This window comes from Streptomyces sp. NPDC091282 (genome assembly GCF_044757385.1).
Taxonomy (GTDB): Bacteria; Actinomycetota; Actinomycetes; order Streptomycetales; family Streptomycetaceae; genus Streptomyces; species Streptomyces gramineus.
Genome location: NZ_JBIVUX010000001.1, coordinates 966627 through 981861, shown reverse-complemented (window position 1 = coordinate 981861; position 15235 = coordinate 966627). Strand labels below are relative to the sequence as shown.

The window sequence follows — 15235 nt, the reverse complement described above, 5'->3', positions numbered from 1 at the left end:
CATCACCCCGTACTCCCCCCGGCCCCGGCCGGGGGTATCCCCAGGAGGCACACCACCATGACCACCTTCGTGGACCGCGTCGAGCTGCACGTCGCCGCGGGTAACGGAGGCCACGGCTGTGCCTCCGTACACCGGGAGAAGTTCAAGCCGCTCGGCGGCCCCGACGGCGGCAACGGCGGCCGCGGCGGCGACGTCATCCTGACCGTCGACCAGTCCGTGACGACCCTCCTCGACTACCACCACTCCCCGCACCGCAAGGCCACCAACGGCAAGCCCGGCGAAGGCGGCAACCGGGCGGGCAAGGACGGCCAGGACCTGGTCCTGCCCGTGCCCGACGGCACCGTGGTGCTCGACGGGGCGGGCAACGTCGTCGCCGACCTCGTCGGCCACGGCACCTCCTACGTCGCAGCCCAGGGCGGCCGCGGCGGCCTCGGCAACGCGGCCCTCGCCAGCGCCCGCCGCAAGGCCCCCGGCTTCGCGCTGCTCGGCGTGCCCGGCGACCTCCAGGACGTCGTCCTGGAACTGAAGACCGTCGCCGACGTCGCCCTGGTCGGCTACCCCAGCGCCGGCAAGTCCTCGCTGATCTCCGTCCTGTCGGCCGCCAAGCCGAAGATCGCCGACTACCCGTTCACCACCCTGGTCCCCAACCTCGGTGTGGTCACCGCCGGTTCCACCGTCTACACCATCGCCGACGTCCCCGGACTCATCCCCGGCGCCAGCCAGGGCCGCGGCCTCGGCCTGGAGTTCCTGCGCCACGTCGAGCGGTGCAGCGTCCTCGTGCACGTCCTGGACACCGCCACCCTGGAGTCCGAGCGCGACCCGCTCTCCGACCTCGACGTCATCGAGGAGGAGCTCAAGCAGTACGGCGGCCTCGACGACCGGCCCCGGATCGTCGTCCTCAACAAGACCGACATCCCCGACGGCAAGGACCTCGCCGACATGGTCCGCCCCGACCTGGAGGCGCGCGGCTACCGCGTCTTCGAGGTGTCGGCGGTCGCCCACCTCGGCCTGCGCGAACTGTCCTTCGCGCTCGGCGACCTGGTCGCCCAGGCCCGCGCCGCCAAGCCGAAGGAGGAGGCGACCCGGATCGTCATCCGGCCCAAGGCCGTCGACGACGCCGGTTTCACCGTCACCCAGGAGGAGGACGGCCTCTTCCGGGTGCGCGGCGAGAAGCCCGAACGCTGGGTCCGGCAGACCGACTTCAACAACGACGAGGCCGTCGGCTACCTCGCCGACCGCCTCAACCGCCTCGGTGTGGAGCAGGAGTTGATGAAGGCGGGCGCCCGCTCCGGCGACGGCGTCGCCATCGGCCCCGAGGAGAACGCCGTCGTCTTCGACTGGGAGCCGTCCGTGATGGCCGGCGCCGAGATGCTCGGCCGCCGCGGCGAGGACCACCGCTTCGAGGAGCAGCGTCCCGCCGTGCAGCGCCGCCGCGACCGCCAGGCCGAACGCGACGAGTCGCTGCGCGAGTACGGGGACTTCGACCCGTTCGAGGAGTGACCGGCAGCGGGGGAGGAGCGCCCGGAGCCGGCCGGCCCCGGGCGTTCAGCCCGTCACGGCGGGCCTGAGCACCTCCTCGCACCACGTCCTGAACGACGTCGGCGTCGTCGACTGCGCCGTGCGCGGCTCGGCGTTGTCCAGACCCCTGTTCTTCGCCTCGAACATGTCGGCCAGCCCCCGGGCCATCCCCTCGCTCATCCCGAAACCGGTCATGCGCTCCCGGAACGCGGCGCCGGTGATCCGCCGGTAGCCGACCTCGGTGCCGAGCACCTCCGAGACGATCCGGGCCATGTCGTTCGGCGACAGATCCTCGGGACCGAGGCAGGCGACCTCCCCCGACCGCGTCCAGGTGCCGTCGAGCAGCAGCCGTACGGCGGTCGAGGCGATGTCCCGGGCGGCCACCAGCGGCGCCCGCAGATCCGGGTCGGCCATCATCGCGAACCGGCCCTGCTCCCTGATCGACCCGACGTGGTGGAGCAGGTTGTGCATGAACGACGGGCACGCCACCGCCCGGAAGTTCACCCCCGACGCGGCGATCAGGTCGCACATCGCCCGAGACGACGTCACCGCACCCGCGTGCTCCGCGAGCCGCGTGCCACGGCCCAGCGCCGTGACGGCGACGACCCGCCGGACCCCGTGCCGGGCGAACGCCCGCGCCGCGGGACGGGTGAAGTCGACGTAGGCGGCGTCGGCGGTCGGCGCGGCCGGGTCGTCGGGCGCCAGCCAGAAGACGGCCTCGGCGTCCGCGCAGGCCCGGTCGATCACACTCTCCTCCCCGTGCGAACCCTCGACGACCTCGGCCCGCGCCCGGACCCCGGGAGCGAGCCGCGAGGCGTCCCGGGTGACCAGACGGGGCCGCTCGCCGCGATCGAGCAGGCCGTCGACGACCAGACGGCCGATGGTGCTGGTGGGTGCGGTGATGACGTACACGTGCGTGCCCTTCGTGACGGTGGAACGCGGCGGATCCCCGCGGGGCCGGTCCGCCGGACCCGCTCCCGCCGCGAGGACCACTCTTGGCCGCACACCACCCGCACCGCCATGCAAAGATGAGCAGGCAATCCTTGCCGCAGGCGCAAAAGTGCAGCTCAGAAGGGTCATTTTGATCGATCTCAACCTGCTGCGCGTCCTGGACGCCCTGCTCCAGGACAACAGCGTGACGCTGGCCGCCGAGCGGCTCGGCACCTCGCCCGCGGCGATCAGCCGCACCCTCGCCCGGCTCCGCCGGGCCGTCGGCGACCCGCTCCTGGTGCGCGCCGGGCAGGGCCTGGTGCCCACCCCGCGCGCCCTCGAACTCCGCGACCAGGTCGCCGAACTGCTGCGCGGCTGCGACGACGTCCTGCGGCCCGGGGCCGGCTTCGACCCCGTCCACCTGCAACGTGCCTTCACCGTGCAGAGCACCGAACTGCTCCTCGTCGGCCTGGCCGGCACCCTCACCGACCACGTCCACGCCGAGGCCCCGGACGTCGACGTCGTCTTCGTACCGGAGGCGCTGGAGGGCGGGCCCGCGCTGCGGCAGGGCCTGGTCGACGTCGAACTGGGCGTCCTCGGCCGTCTGGACCCCGAGATCCGCACCCGCCGGCTCGCCCGCAAGACCCTGGTCGGCGTCGCCCGCGCCGGACACCCGCTGCTGGAGGGACGGATCACCGCCCGCCGGTTCGCCGCCGCCGGACACATCGGCATCTCCCGGCACGGCAGACGCCTCGGCCCCATCGACCGGGCCCTCGACGGACTCGGCCTCCGGCGCCGTATCGCCGTCGTCGTCCCCAGCCACACCAGCGCCATGCTGCTCGCCCGCACCACCGACCTCGTCGCCCTCACCGTCGCCGACTGGCTCGACGACACCATCGACGCGCTGGGGCTGCGCACCTTCCCGATCCCGCTCGCCCTCGATCCCGTCGAGTTCGGCATGGCCTGGCACCCGCGCAACTCGGCCGACCCCGGCCACCGCTGGTTCCGCGACCGGCTGGCGGCGGCGGTCACGGCGGCGGCGGGGGCCGGCCCGGCGACGGGGTGACGGGGGCCGGTGGCGCGCCGACGGGAGCCGGTGCGGGTCCCGGTGGCCGTGGGCGCGCCGCGTCGCCCCGCCGGTGTGGTCCGCCGGTGTGGTCCGCCGGTGTGGTCCGACGGTCGTGCCACTGGTCTGTTCCTCTGGCGGCCAGGTCGCCCGTTGGATGCCTAGTTGTCATGCGCACGAAGGCCTTCGTTCAGCGCGCGGGCCGTCCGCCCGTGGGAGCTTCCGAAGGCCAGACCGTCCAAGAGGCCACTGTGGCAAGGGAGTCCGCGCATGACCGGAGCACCATCGCCCGACCGACGCCGCTTTCTGACCACCGGTGCCGCCGTCCTCACCGCCGCCGCGTCCGCCCAGCTCTGGCTGCCCGCCTCCGCCCAGGCGGCCGAGACCCCGCTGCCCGACGGCGTGTTCGCCCTCGGCGTCGCCTCCGGCGACCCGCTCCCCGACGGCATCGTGCTCTGGACCCGGCTCGCCCCCGACCCCCTGAACGGCGGCGGCATGCCCGACACCGTCGTCCCGGTCGCCTGGGAGATCGCCGAGGACGAGCGGTTCCGCAAGCCCCTCCGCCGGGGCACCGCCCACGCCCGGCCCGAGTACGGGCACAGCGTCCACGTGGACGTACGAGGACTGCGCCCCGGCCGCACCTACTGGTACCGCTTCCGCGCCGGCGGCCGGATCTCCCCGACCGGCCGCACCCGCACCGCACCCCACCCGCACGCCCGGGGCGGCTCCCTGCGCGTGGCCCTCGCCTCCTGCCAGAACTGGCAGCACGGATACTTCACCCCGTACGCCGACATGCTGGCCCAGGACCCCGACGTCGTCCTCTTCGTCGGCGACTACATCTACGAGTCCACCCCGTCCTCGGCCGGCCCGCGCCGCCACGAGGGGACCGGAGAGCCGTACACCCTCGCGCAGTACCGCAACCGCTACGCCCAGTACCGCAGCGACCCCGACCTCGCCGCGATGCACGCGAACGCGCCCTGGGTGGTCACCTTCGACGACCACGAGGTCGACAACGACTGGGCCGGCCAGGTCCCGCAGGACCCCGACAAGCAGTCCCACGACGCGTTCGTCGCCCGGCTGACCGCCGCCTTCCAGGCCTACTACGAGCACATGCCGGTCCGCGCCACCGCGATCCCCGACGGACCGCACATCCGGATGTACCGCCGCCTGGAGTTCGGCCGCCTCGCCCGGCTCAACGTCCTGGACACCCGGCAGTTCCGCAGCGACCAGGTCACCAGCCAGGCGGCAGCCGAGGACCCCTCCCTGACCATGCTCGGCGCCGCGCAGAAGCAGTGGCTCCTCGACGGGCTGCACGACTCCCCGGCCCGATGGAACCTGATCGCCTCGCAGATCATGATGGCCGAGACCGACATCCTGCCCGGCGAGGGAAAGCTCTGGTACTACGACGCCTGGGACGGCTACCAGGTCGAACGCAACGCCCTGCTGGACGAGTTCGCCTCGATCCGCAACCCCGTCGTGCTCAGCGGCGACCGGCACCTCACGATGATCAGCGACCTGAAGAAGGACTTCGCCGACCCGTCCTCGGACGTCGTCGGCGCCGAGTTCGTCGGCACCTCCGTCTCCAGCAACGGCGACCAGGACCAGGCCGCCTTCCACGCCCAGTTCGACCCGCTGAAGCCCGACAACCCGCACTGGAAGGTCATCGACGCCCACCGCGGCTACCACCTCTTCGACATCCGCCGCGACGGCATCGACGCGCGCGTGCGGGTCGTCGACACCGTCGTCCGGCCGCAGGCCACCGCGAGCACCTTCGCGACCCTGCGCGTCGAGGCGGACGAACCGGGCGTACGGGTGGTCTGAGCGGCGCACCGGGGCGTGCGCGCCGTCCGACCGGTTCGCCGGGCGGAGCACGCGTGCGCCCGGCGATCCGGGCCGCAGGCCGACGACTCCGTGTGACGGGAGCCTGGGACTCATCCGTGTCCCAGGCTCCTCTCAGGTGAACCTCAGGTAAACGTCTTACCTTCCTTTCACCATGGAGACGGACTGTACGAGAGGCGAAGCCCGGTGAACGACGCCCCAATAGGCCCCGAAGGGCCCACGAGCCCCCTGCGCACCGCCGGCCCCCTCGCCGCCCTGCCGCCCGGTACCCGCCTGCTGCACATCGGCCCGCACAAGACCGGCACCACGGCCGTCCAGGGCGCCCTCTTCGCCGCGAAGGACAAGCTGCCCGCACACGGCGTGGAGTTCCCGGCGACCAGCCGGCATCCCATGGAGGCCGTCCTCGCCGCCTGCGCCCGGCCCGCGATGATGGGCGACATCGCGCCCACCGAGAAGCACTGGACCCTCCTGCTCAAGCAGGTCGAGGCCACCGGTTCCCGCACCTCCGTGATCAGCAGCGAGTTCTTCGCCGACGCCGCCGACGACGAAACCGTCGCCCGGATCGTCCGGCAGCTCGGCGGCGACCGCGTGCACGTCCTGGTCACCCTGCGCCCGCTGGCCCGGATCATGCCCTCGCAGTGGCAGCAGTACGTGCAGAACGGGCTGCGCATGGGCTACGAGGAGTGGCTGCACCACATGCTGCGCAAGGCCCCCTACGAGAAGCCCAACCCCAGCTTCTGGCGCCGCCACCGGCACGACCGGCTGGTGGAACGCTGGAGCCGCGCGGTCGGCGCCGACCGGCTCACCGTCGTCGTGGTCGACGACCGCGACCGTGACAGCCTGATGCGCACCTTCGAAGCACTGCTCGGGCTGCCCGAGAACCTCCTCCAGCCCGTCCCGGACACGGCGAACCGCTCCCTGACCCTCGCCGAGACCGAAATGCTGCGAAAGCTCAACATGGAATTCCGCGGCAATGGGCTGCCCGACGAGCTCTATTCCCAGCTCGTCCGCAACGGCGCCGTCATGCATATGAAGAACACGTGCAGCCCCGCCGCCGACGACCTCAGGATCTCCACCCCCGACTGGGCCGTGGAGGCCGCCGGCCGTATCGGCGCCGAGATGGCGCAGCACATCGACGCCACGGGCGTCCGCGTCGTCGGCGACCCGTCCCTGCTCTCCGCCGTGCCCCGGCAGCGCGGCCCGGCCCCCGCCGAGGCCCGCATGGCACCGGAGGTCGCCGCCCAGGCCCTGTACGGCGTGCTCGCCGCGGCCGCCGCGGTGCCGGTGCGCCACACCGCGGAGGCGAAAGCACGGACGGTGCACCAGACGTCGTCGAAGGACCTCCTGCGGGTACTGGGCCACCGATGTCTGAAGAAGCTGCGACGACGCTGAACCGGTCCTGTGCCCGGACGGGCCGGCGCGGACCGGGACGGGCAGGGGCGGGCTCGGGCGCGCCGGGCCGCCCGGTGGGGCACGTCTTAGCCGCGCTAAGGCATCGACGGGGCACGTCTTAGTGTGACTGAGACGTGCCACACGTCACGCACAGCAATCGGAATGCCTTGTGCAGTTACTCACAGCAAATTCACGGAACTTCCCCGGATGCCCGGGAGGCGATGCCCATCACCAGCGCCGCAAGGTGAATGAAAGGTTGCGGGCACATATGCGGCGGGCGGCGCTCACCTTGCACACCGGTAACCCGAAGTGGGACCATTTCCAGGTTCCCTGATGCCCCAAGGTAGGTCACCTGTGTCCCAGCACATAGCCAAGCCCCGAACCACCGCAGTGATCCTGGCCGGTGGCACCGGCCAGCGGGTGGGTCTGTCGATCCCCAAGCAGTTGCTGAAGATCGCCGGCAAGGCAGTCATCGAGCACACCCTGACCACCTTCGAGAACACCGACTCGATCGACGACATCATCGTCCTGATGGCCCCGGGCTACGTCCCGGACGTCGAGAAGATCGTCGCCAAGGCCGGGTTCACCAAGGTCAAGAAGATCATCGAGGGCGGCACCACGCGGAACGAGACCACCGAGCGCGCCATCGCGGCCCTCGGTGAGGGCCTGGCCGAGGGCGAGGACCTCAACGTCCTCTTCCACGACGCCGTACGCCCCCTGCTGTCGCGGCGCGTCATCGACGACTGCGTGACCGCGCTGGAGCGCTACGAGGCCGTGGACGTCGCCATCCCGTCCGCCGACACCATCATCGTCACCCGGACGCACGGCCAGGACGGCGAGTTCATCACCGAGATCCCGGACCGCTCCCGGCTGCGCCGCGGCCAGACCCCGCAGGCCTTCAAGCTGTCCACGATCAAGCGGGCCTACGAGGTCGCCGACGGCGACCCGAACTTCCAGGCCACCGACGACTGCTCCGTCGTCCTCAAGTACCTGCCGGACGTCCCGATCCACGTCGTCGCGGGTGACGAGTACAACATGAAGGTCACCCAGCCCGTCGACGTCTTCATCGCCGACAAGCTGTTCCAGCTCGGCTCCACCGCCGCGCCCGAGCAGAAGGACGAGGACGCCTACCGCGAGCTGCTCACCGGCAAGACCGTGGTGATCTTCGGCGGCTCGTACGGCATCGGCAAGGACATCGCCGAACTCGCCGAGTCCTACGGCGCGAACGTCTACGCGCTCGGCCGCTCCACCACCGGCACCCACGTGGAGAACCCGGAGGAGGTCGACGACGCGCTCTCCAAGGCGTACGCCGAGACCGGCCGGATCGACCACGTCGTCAACACGGCGGGCGTGCTGCGCATCGGCAAGCTCGCCGAGACCGACAACGCCACCATCGAAGAGGCGATGAAGGTCAACTACCTGGCCCCGGTGCAGATCGCCCGCTCCAGCTACAAGTACCTCGCCGAGACCAAGGGCCAGCTGCTGCTCTACACCTCCAGCAGCTACACCCGGGGCCGCGCCGAGTACAGCCTGTACTCCTCGACCAAGGCCGCCATGGTGAACCTCACCCAGGCGCTGTCCGACGAGTGGGCCGGCGACGGCATCCGCGTCAACTGCGTCAACCCCGAGCGCACCGCCACGCCGATGCGCACCAAGGCGTTCGGCCAGGAGCCGTCGGGCTCGCTGCTCTCCTCCGAGGCCGTCGCCCGCACCTCCCTCGACGTGCTGCTGTCGGAACTCACCGGCCACGTCATCGACGTCCGCCAGCAGGACCCGACGGCCGCCGCCGGCCAGGCCTCCGGCTTCGAGCAGGCGCTGGCCAGTGTCCTGGACCGACAGGACGGCGTGGCATAATCGACGTCCCTTAGTCAGCTGTAATTCAGGCCTCTGTGGCTGCGCGTTCGCGGAGCATTCACAGGGGCCTGAACCGTAAGAATCTCCGATCGACAACTTCCCAGATCGTCCGCAAGGTCAAATTCCGGCCTTTTTGTCAGCAAAAGGTTCTCCGTGATATCCACCGCAATTCGCGTCGCCCGGGTGGGCAGCGCGGCCGAGCTGGCCGCGGCGGCACTCATGATGCTGGGCTTCCCCGTCCTCATGATCGCCGCGCTCGTCCCGAGCGTGTACGCCTTCGCGGCCGCGGCCGCCGTCACGTACCTGGCGGACCACTACCTCCACCGCAAGGGCAGCTATCTCGTCAACCGCCTGAGCAAGGTCCGGGCCGGTCTGTCGATCCGCTTCCTGATCCGGCAGCTGCTGCTGATCCTGCTGCTGGCCCGGATGGACCTCTCGAACCACCTGATCTTCTACGGCGCGATCGCCTGCTTCATCGCCTCCTACGGCCTCCAGGCCCCGCACGGCGCGCTCGTCCAGCTGATCCGCAACCGCCGCCGGATGCCGGTCGCCACCCGCAACGTCGACCTCAAGTCCCGCATCCGCATCCCGGACGCCCCGCCGCGGGGCCTGCTCGACCGCTCCGCCGAGAAGATGCTCCACCTCGACCTCGCGGCCGTCGTCGGCCTGCTGATCTCGGCGATGACCGACAACGCGATCGCCGGATTCGCCGGCATCGGGATCACCCTCGCACTGGGCTGCCTGTACGTCCTGGTGCTGATGCCGTACGTGCGCGGCCGCAAGACCCCGCCGGACGCCGACACCGTGCTGGCCGCCGTCGACGACTGGCTGGGCCACTACAAGCCCGAGACCGTCCTGTACTTCTCCGGCTCCAAGGATTCCGCCTACCAGGTCAACATGTGGCTGGAGACCATGGAACAGCTGGACTCCCGTCCGCTGGTCCTGCTCCGCGAGCGCGTCATCCTGCAGAACCTGGCGCCCACCACCGCCCCCGTCATCTGCGTGCCCGGCGGCGTGCACCTGATGAACCTGGACCTCGCCACGGTCCGCGTCGCCCTCTACGCGGCCAACGTCGGCAAGAACATCCACCTGCTGCGCGTCCCCACCATGAAGCACGTCTTCATCGGCCACGGCGACAGCGACAAGCTGGCCAGCGTCAACCCGTTCAGCAAGGTCTACGACGAGGTGTGGACCGCCGGCCGTGCGGGCCGCGACCGCTACGCCATCGCCGACGTCGGTGTCCGCGACGCCGACATCGTCGAGGTCGGCCGCCCGCAGCTGGCCCCCATCCAGAGCGGGCCCGCCACCCCCGCGGACGGCCGCTGCCCGACCGTCCTGTACGCGCCCACCTGGGAGGGCTGGGACGGCAACCCCGGCAACACCTCCCTCGTGCTGGCCGGCGAGAACATCGTGAAGAAGCTGGTCAAGGCCGACCCGCCGGTCCGCGTCCTCTACAAGCCGCACCCCTTCACCGGCACCGTCAGCGCCCAGGCGGGCGCCGCCCACCGGCGCGTCACCGCCCTCCTGGAGAAGGCCGCCGCCCAGCGCGCCACCGACGCCCGCTTCACCACCGACGCGACCGCCTTGGCCGCCGCGCAGGCCGACCTGACCCGGATCGAGGCCCGCCTGGCCGAGCTGGCCGGCGCCGGCGGCGAGAAGCGCGACGAGGCCGAGGCCAGCCGCGACGACGTCGTCGACCTGAAGAAGCACGAGGAGATCGCCCGGCTGCGCGCCGAGTGGAACGACGCCCACTGGCGTTCCTTCCCCGACCACCAGCACCAGGTCGTCACCGGCGCCGAACCGCGCCTGTACGACTGCTTCAACGTCGCCGACGCGATGGTCTCCGACATCTCCAGCGTCGTCTCCGACTTCATCGCGAGCGGCAAGCCGTACGCCGTCACCGACTCCGCCGAGGTCGGCGTGGAGGAGTTCAAGCGGGCGAACACCGCCGTACGCGCGGCCGTGATCCTCTCCAACAGCGCCAAGGAACTCGACGCACTGCTGGACGCCGTACGCGACCCTTCGGCCGATCCGCTGGCTCTGGAGCGAGGCGAACTCAAGCAGTACCTGCTGGGACCGGACGAGCCGACCTCCATCGAGCAGTTCAACGCCGCGGTCGCCGCGCTCGCCCGCAAGGCCGAGTCCCGCAACCTGGGCCAGGAGGCCCTGATCGCGGCGGGCGACCCGGAGGCTGCCGAACTCGCCGAGGTACTGCCCGGCGACACGCTGAAGGCCGCCGGCGAAGCCGAGAGCAACCCCACCGGCTGACCGCTCGCACAACGACGCCGAGGGGGCGCGGACCCAGGATCTTTCCTGGGTCCGCGCCCCCTCGGCGTCGTTCCGGGCCGTTGCGACCTCTTACCGCTGCTCAGAAATGCGCGCTCTTCTTCTTACCGACGCTTCGCCGTCTTCGGTGAGCAGCTCTTACCGCGCATCCGTACTGTCCGACGTAACCCGCTGTACACCACACGGCAGGCTCACTGTTGTGTGACGTGTGCCACTGCGAGTGCGCCCCGAGGCAACCGGTTGCCTCCACCGGTCATCTAAAACATTGCGATCCGGATGACGCAGGGGGAACGCACCATTGACTAGGGGGAAACGTGACCGTCGTTGCGCAGCCTGATGTGACTGTGATCATCGGGGCGTACGAAGCGATGCCGTATCTCGTCGAATGCCTGGCCTCCGTGGAAGGCCAGACGCTCGACCCGGCACGCATGGAGGTCATCGCGGTCGACGACGGGTCGACCGACGGCACGGGGGAGTACCTGGAGGAGTTCGCGGCCCGCGCCGCCATGCCGGTGACGGTCATCCGCCAGGAGAACTCCGGCGGCCCCAGCGGCCCCCGCAACGTCGGCCTCGGCAAGGCCGCCGGCCGCTACGTGTTCTTCCTGGACGCCGACGACCGGCTCGGCCCCGAAGCCCTGGCGCGCATGGTCGCCATGGCCGACAAGAACAACACGGACGTCGTCCTCGGCAAGGTCGAAGGAATCAACCGCAAACCCCCGCAGTCCATGTGGGGCAAGACGCTCGACCGGACCGACGTCTTCTCGTCCAACATCAAGTTCACGCTCAGCGCGCAGAAACTCTTCCGCCGCTCACTCCTCGAACAGCACGGCATGCGTTTCGACGAGTCCCTGTGGACCGGCGAGGACGCGCTGTTCACCATGGAGGCCTACCTGCGCGCCGACGGCGTCTCCGTGGTCGCCGACTACCCCTGCTACTACCTGGTCGGCCGCGACGACGGCAAGCACGTCACCAAGAGCGGCAGCTACACCCTGCGCTTCGACTCGGCACGTGCCCTCATGAACCTCATCGCGGACATGGTGCCGGCCGGCCCGCGGCGCGACACCCTCATGGTCCGGCCGTTCCTGGTCACCCTGCTCCCGCAGTTCGGCCCGAAATTCCTCAAGGACGGCGACGACGTACGGGCGAAGAAGATGGAGCTGGCCAAGCCCCTGATGGACGCCCACTGGAACCCGGAGATCGCCCGCCGGCTCAGGGTCCACGAACGGCTCAGACTCCACCTGGTCGCCGTCCGCCGCCCCGACCTCCTCCTGGACGTCGTCGAGTTCGTCCGCGCGAAGAAGCAGGCCGGGGCCCTCCTGGAGAAGCGCGGAACCCGCGTCTACTTCGCCTACCCGCACTTCCGCGTCAAGAAGTCGGGCATCCCCGACTGGATCTACCTCGCCGAACCCCGCGAGGCCCGCGCCGTCGCGGGCTACCGCGAGGACGCGGCCAACACCTTCCTGCGGCGCGCCGCACGCAGGCTCCGCAGGTCGCTGCCGACCCGCGAGGTCAAGGCCGCGGCGGCCTGACCGGACGCCGGGCGCCGGGCGGGACGTCTACTGACCCGTCCCCAGCGCCCGCCGGATCGGCCTGCCCACGGCCCGCCGCGCCCGCCGGTACACCGAGGAGGGCCGCGGCGGCTGCGCGGCGACCACCTTGGTACGCGTGCCCGAGCGCACCAGCTCCTTCTGCAGCCGGGCGTTGTCCACCGACAGCGCCTCGATACGGCTGTGCAGCCAGCCGAACCGCGCGGTGAGCGAGGCGAAGTCCGCGTCGTTCCACGGACGGATGCCCGCCGGGAACGTCAGCGCGCGCATCCGCTCGTCGAAGGCCGCGCCGCCGTCGCCGTGCGTGAACGTGTTCTGCAGACCGTTGCGGTCGAGGAACCCGGTGAACCGCTCGAAGCGCTCCCGGTGACCGCCGACCAGACCGCCGAAGTCGGCCTCCGCGTACAGCTTCGCCGGGTCCGCCGAGTCGAGGTCCTTGACCGCCCGGTCCAGCCGCTGGTGCGGGATCTCGAAGTAACGGCACAGCTCCAGCGTCCGCGAGTCACCGCACAGCACGGTCGCCGGCGTACCGGCGAGCAGCGCGGCGATGTTGCCGTGGATGCGCGAACCGAAGGAGAAGTCGAAGGACCGCAGATCGTCGATCCAGGTGAGGGGATCGACGTAGACCCGCACCTTGTCCTCGCGGAACATCGGGTGGTCCGGATGGGTCGGCATCGCGGTCACCGCGGCGTTCGGGTCCGACAGGTCGCGCCAGTGCAACTGCCGTGCGTCACTGAGGTTCTGGCCGACGAACCGCAGATGCGCGTAGCGCTCGTGGGTGCGCGTGATGATCCGGTCCAGGCCCTGCGCGCGTACCGCGCTGTGCGAGCCGTTGATCGCGATCCGCGAATCCGGCGTCAGCTCCAGCGCCTCCTTGTCCACCCGCAGCCGGTCGCCGTACATGAACAGCGAAGGACAGCCGATCGTCTCGACGTCCTTGAAACCCATGTCCCTCAGGTACTGCTCGGTGAACTCGCCCCGCACGCCGATCGACGCGCTGCGCTCCAGCACCGCCGCGCAGAACTCCCGCACGGTCGGCTCGATCCGCTTGAGCCGGTCCGCGTTGTAGCCGACTCCGGTCTGCGCGCCGACACCGAGCACGACCACCGGGATCTTCAGTTTCGAGATCAGCCGGGTCATCCGCTTCAGCGAACTCTCGAAGGACGGGCGGAAGGCGTTCGCGAGCGGGATGACGAAGGCGTCGTACTGCTCGTTGATGCGGCCGGCGGCGGAGACGTCGGAGGGCATGCCGTTGGAGACGACCTCGGTGCCCGGGGTCTCCAGGATCTTGTGCGCGGCGTCGCTGAAGATCAGGTTGCCCGAGTTGGTGGCTATGACGTCCCGGTGCAGGGCTTCTTCGACCCCGACGACGTCATAGGGGCTCTTGCCCGACCTGAGCAGGATGCGCTTCATGCTGCGATTTTTAGATGACACAGACTTCAAATTAACTTTAAGTTCGTTTCGATTTCTATGGACAGTCCACACAACCTTTTTGCCTTGTTCGGTACGTGACCGCGCGACTACGGGACGTCGTGTCCGCCGCCGTGTCCGGAGGCTGGACGCCCGGCCGGACGGGGGTCCCGTTCGCGTAGATTGCTGCCACGCGCGAGGAAGTGGGGACAGGACGTGGCAAGCGCAAGGCAGGCTGTCGGCGAGGCCCGCAGGATCGTCGTCAAAGTGGGCTCCTCCTCGCTGACCACCGCCTCCGGCGGCCTGGACGCCGACCGGGTCGACGCACTCGTCGACGTCCTCGCCAAGAGCCGCGGCGGCGGCGACAAGGAGGTCGTCCTCGTCTCCTCGGGAGCGATCGCCGCCGGCCTCGCCCCGCTCGGCCTGCGCCGCCGCCCCAGGGACCTCGCCCGTCAGCAGGCCGCCGCCAGCGTCGGCCAGGGACTGCTCGTCGCCCGCTACACCGCCTCCTTCGCCCGCTACGGCGTCCGGGTCGGCCAGGTCCTGCTCACCTCCGACGACATGAGCCGCCGCGCCCACCACCGCAACGCCTCCCGCACCCTCGACAAACTCCTCGCGATGGGCGCCCTGCCGGTCGTCAACGAGAACGACACCGTCGCCACCGACGAGATCCGCTTCGGCGACAACGACCGCCTCGCCGCCCTGGTCGCCCACCTCGTCCACGCCGACCTCCTGGTCCTGCTCTCCGACGTCGACGGCGTCTACGACGGCGACCCGAGCAGGCCCGGCACCGCGCGGATAGCGGAGGTGAAGGGCCCCGAGGACCTCGCCGGCGTCGAGATCGGCAGCACCGGGAAGGCCGGCGTCGGTACCGGCGGCATGGTCACCAAGGTGGAGGCCGCCCGGATCGCCGCCGCCGCGGGCGTCCCCGTCGTCCTCACCAGCGCCGTGCACGCCGCCGACGCGCTCTCCGGCGGCGACACCGGCACCTACTTCCACCCGACCGGCAAACGGTCCGCAGACCGCCTCCTGTGGCTTCAGCACGCCTCCACCCCGCAGGGCTCGCTCACCCTCGACGACGGCGCCGTCACCGCCGTCGTCGACGGCCGGAAATCCCTGCTGCCCGCCGGGATCGCCGCCGTGGAGGGCGAGTTCTCCGCGGGCGACCCCGTCGAACTGCGCGACACCCGGGGCCGTGCGGTGGCCCGCGGGCTGGTCAGCTTCGACGCCAAGGAGATCCCCCAGCTGATCGGACGCTCGACCAGGGAACTGGCGCGCGAGCTGGGCCCCGCCTACGAGCGCGAGGTCGTACACAGGGACGACCTGGTGATCCTCCACCCGTAAAAACGGGGCGTAACGACGGCCCCCGGTGGGGGACGTTCCGTAAAACCGC

Annotated in this window: 10 protein-coding genes; 8 read left to right on the top strand and 2 right to left on the bottom strand. The window is 70.8% G+C overall.

Annotated elements, in window-relative coordinates; all coding sequences use genetic code 11:
• Positions 1-57 precede the first annotated feature (57 nt).
• Positions 58-1500 carry a GTPase ObgE gene (gene obgE, locus ACIQOE_RS04445; RefSeq protein ID WP_365559765.1) on the top strand — a complete coding sequence of 481 codons (1443 nt, stop codon included), beginning with the start codon at positions 58-60 and terminating at the stop codon, positions 1498-1500.
• A 45-nt stretch (positions 1501-1545) separates the two neighbouring features.
• On the opposite strand, the gene ACIQOE_RS04440 is transcribed toward obgE, so the two are convergent.
• Positions 1546-2430 carry an NAD(P)H-binding protein gene (locus tag ACIQOE_RS04440; protein ID WP_401409597.1) on the bottom strand — a complete coding sequence of 295 codons (885 nt, stop codon included), beginning with the start codon at positions 2428-2430 and terminating at the stop codon, positions 1546-1548.
• Between the two features lie 172 nt (positions 2431-2602).
• On the opposite strand from ACIQOE_RS04440, the gene ACIQOE_RS04435 reads away from it, so the two are divergent.
• From ACIQOE_RS04435 to ACIQOE_RS04410, 6 genes are all read left to right on the top strand, one after another.
• The gene (locus tag ACIQOE_RS04435) at positions 2603-3514 is read left to right on the top strand and encodes a LysR family transcriptional regulator (protein ID WP_401410106.1); all 912 of its coding nucleotides are present in this window, start codon (positions 2603-2605) and stop codon (positions 3512-3514) included.
• Between the two features lie 270 nt (positions 3515-3784).
• The gene (locus tag ACIQOE_RS04430; protein ID WP_401409595.1) at positions 3785-5335 is read left to right on the top strand and encodes an alkaline phosphatase D family protein; all 1551 of its coding nucleotides are present in this window, start codon (positions 3785-3787) and stop codon (positions 5333-5335) included.
• A 204-nt stretch (positions 5336-5539) separates the two neighbouring features.
• Entirely contained in the window at positions 5540-6745 is a 1206-nt protein-coding gene (locus tag ACIQOE_RS04425) for a hypothetical protein (RefSeq protein ID WP_365572365.1), read from the top strand.
• 354 nt (positions 6746-7099) lie between these two features.
• Positions 7100-8599 carry a bifunctional cytidylyltransferase/SDR family oxidoreductase gene (locus tag ACIQOE_RS04420; RefSeq protein WP_351319447.1) on the top strand — a complete coding sequence of 500 codons (1500 nt, stop codon included), beginning with the start codon at positions 7100-7102 and terminating at the stop codon, positions 8597-8599.
• A gap of 153 nt (positions 8600-8752) precedes the next feature.
• Positions 8753-10867: a hypothetical protein gene (locus ACIQOE_RS04415; protein WP_401409592.1), complete on the top strand. Its 2115-nt coding sequence runs from the start codon at positions 8753-8755 to the stop codon at positions 10865-10867.
• A gap of 386 nt (positions 10868-11253) precedes the next feature.
• A complete protein-coding gene (locus ACIQOE_RS04410; RefSeq protein WP_401410104.1) occupies positions 11254-12414 on the top strand; it encodes a glycosyltransferase family 2 protein in 1161 nt (386 codons plus the stop codon).
• 27 nt (positions 12415-12441) lie between these two features.
• Here ACIQOE_RS04410 and ACIQOE_RS04405 read toward each other — a convergent pair whose 3' ends face one another.
• A complete protein-coding gene (locus tag ACIQOE_RS04405; RefSeq protein WP_401409590.1) occupies positions 12442-13845 on the bottom strand; it encodes a polysaccharide pyruvyl transferase family protein in 1404 nt (467 codons plus the stop codon).
• 213 nt (positions 13846-14058) lie between these two features.
• Here ACIQOE_RS04405 and proB point away from each other — a divergent pair, with 213 nt between their 5' ends.
• Complete coding sequence (gene proB / locus ACIQOE_RS04400) at positions 14059-15186, top strand: glutamate 5-kinase (RefSeq protein ID WP_362646422.1); 1128 nt, start codon at positions 14059-14061, stop codon at positions 15184-15186.
• Positions 15187-15235 lie beyond the last annotated feature (49 nt).

Excerpts from the sequence above, each read along its gene's own strand:
- ACIQOE_RS04405 (WP_401409590.1), bottom strand. The coding sequence starts at position 13,845 with ATGAAGCGCATCCTGCTCAGGTCGGGCAAGAGCCCCTATGACGTCGTC.
- ACIQOE_RS04430 (WP_401409595.1), top strand. The coding sequence starts at position 3,785 with ATGACCGGAGCACCATCGCCCGACCGACGCCGCTTTCTGACCACCGGT.
- obgE (WP_365559765.1), top strand. The coding sequence starts at position 58 with ATGACCACCTTCGTGGACCGCGTCGAGCTGCACGTCGCCGCGGGTAAC.
- ACIQOE_RS04410 (WP_401410104.1), top strand. The coding sequence starts at position 11,254 with ATGCCGTATCTCGTCGAATGCCTGGCCTCCGTGGAAGGCCAGACGCTC.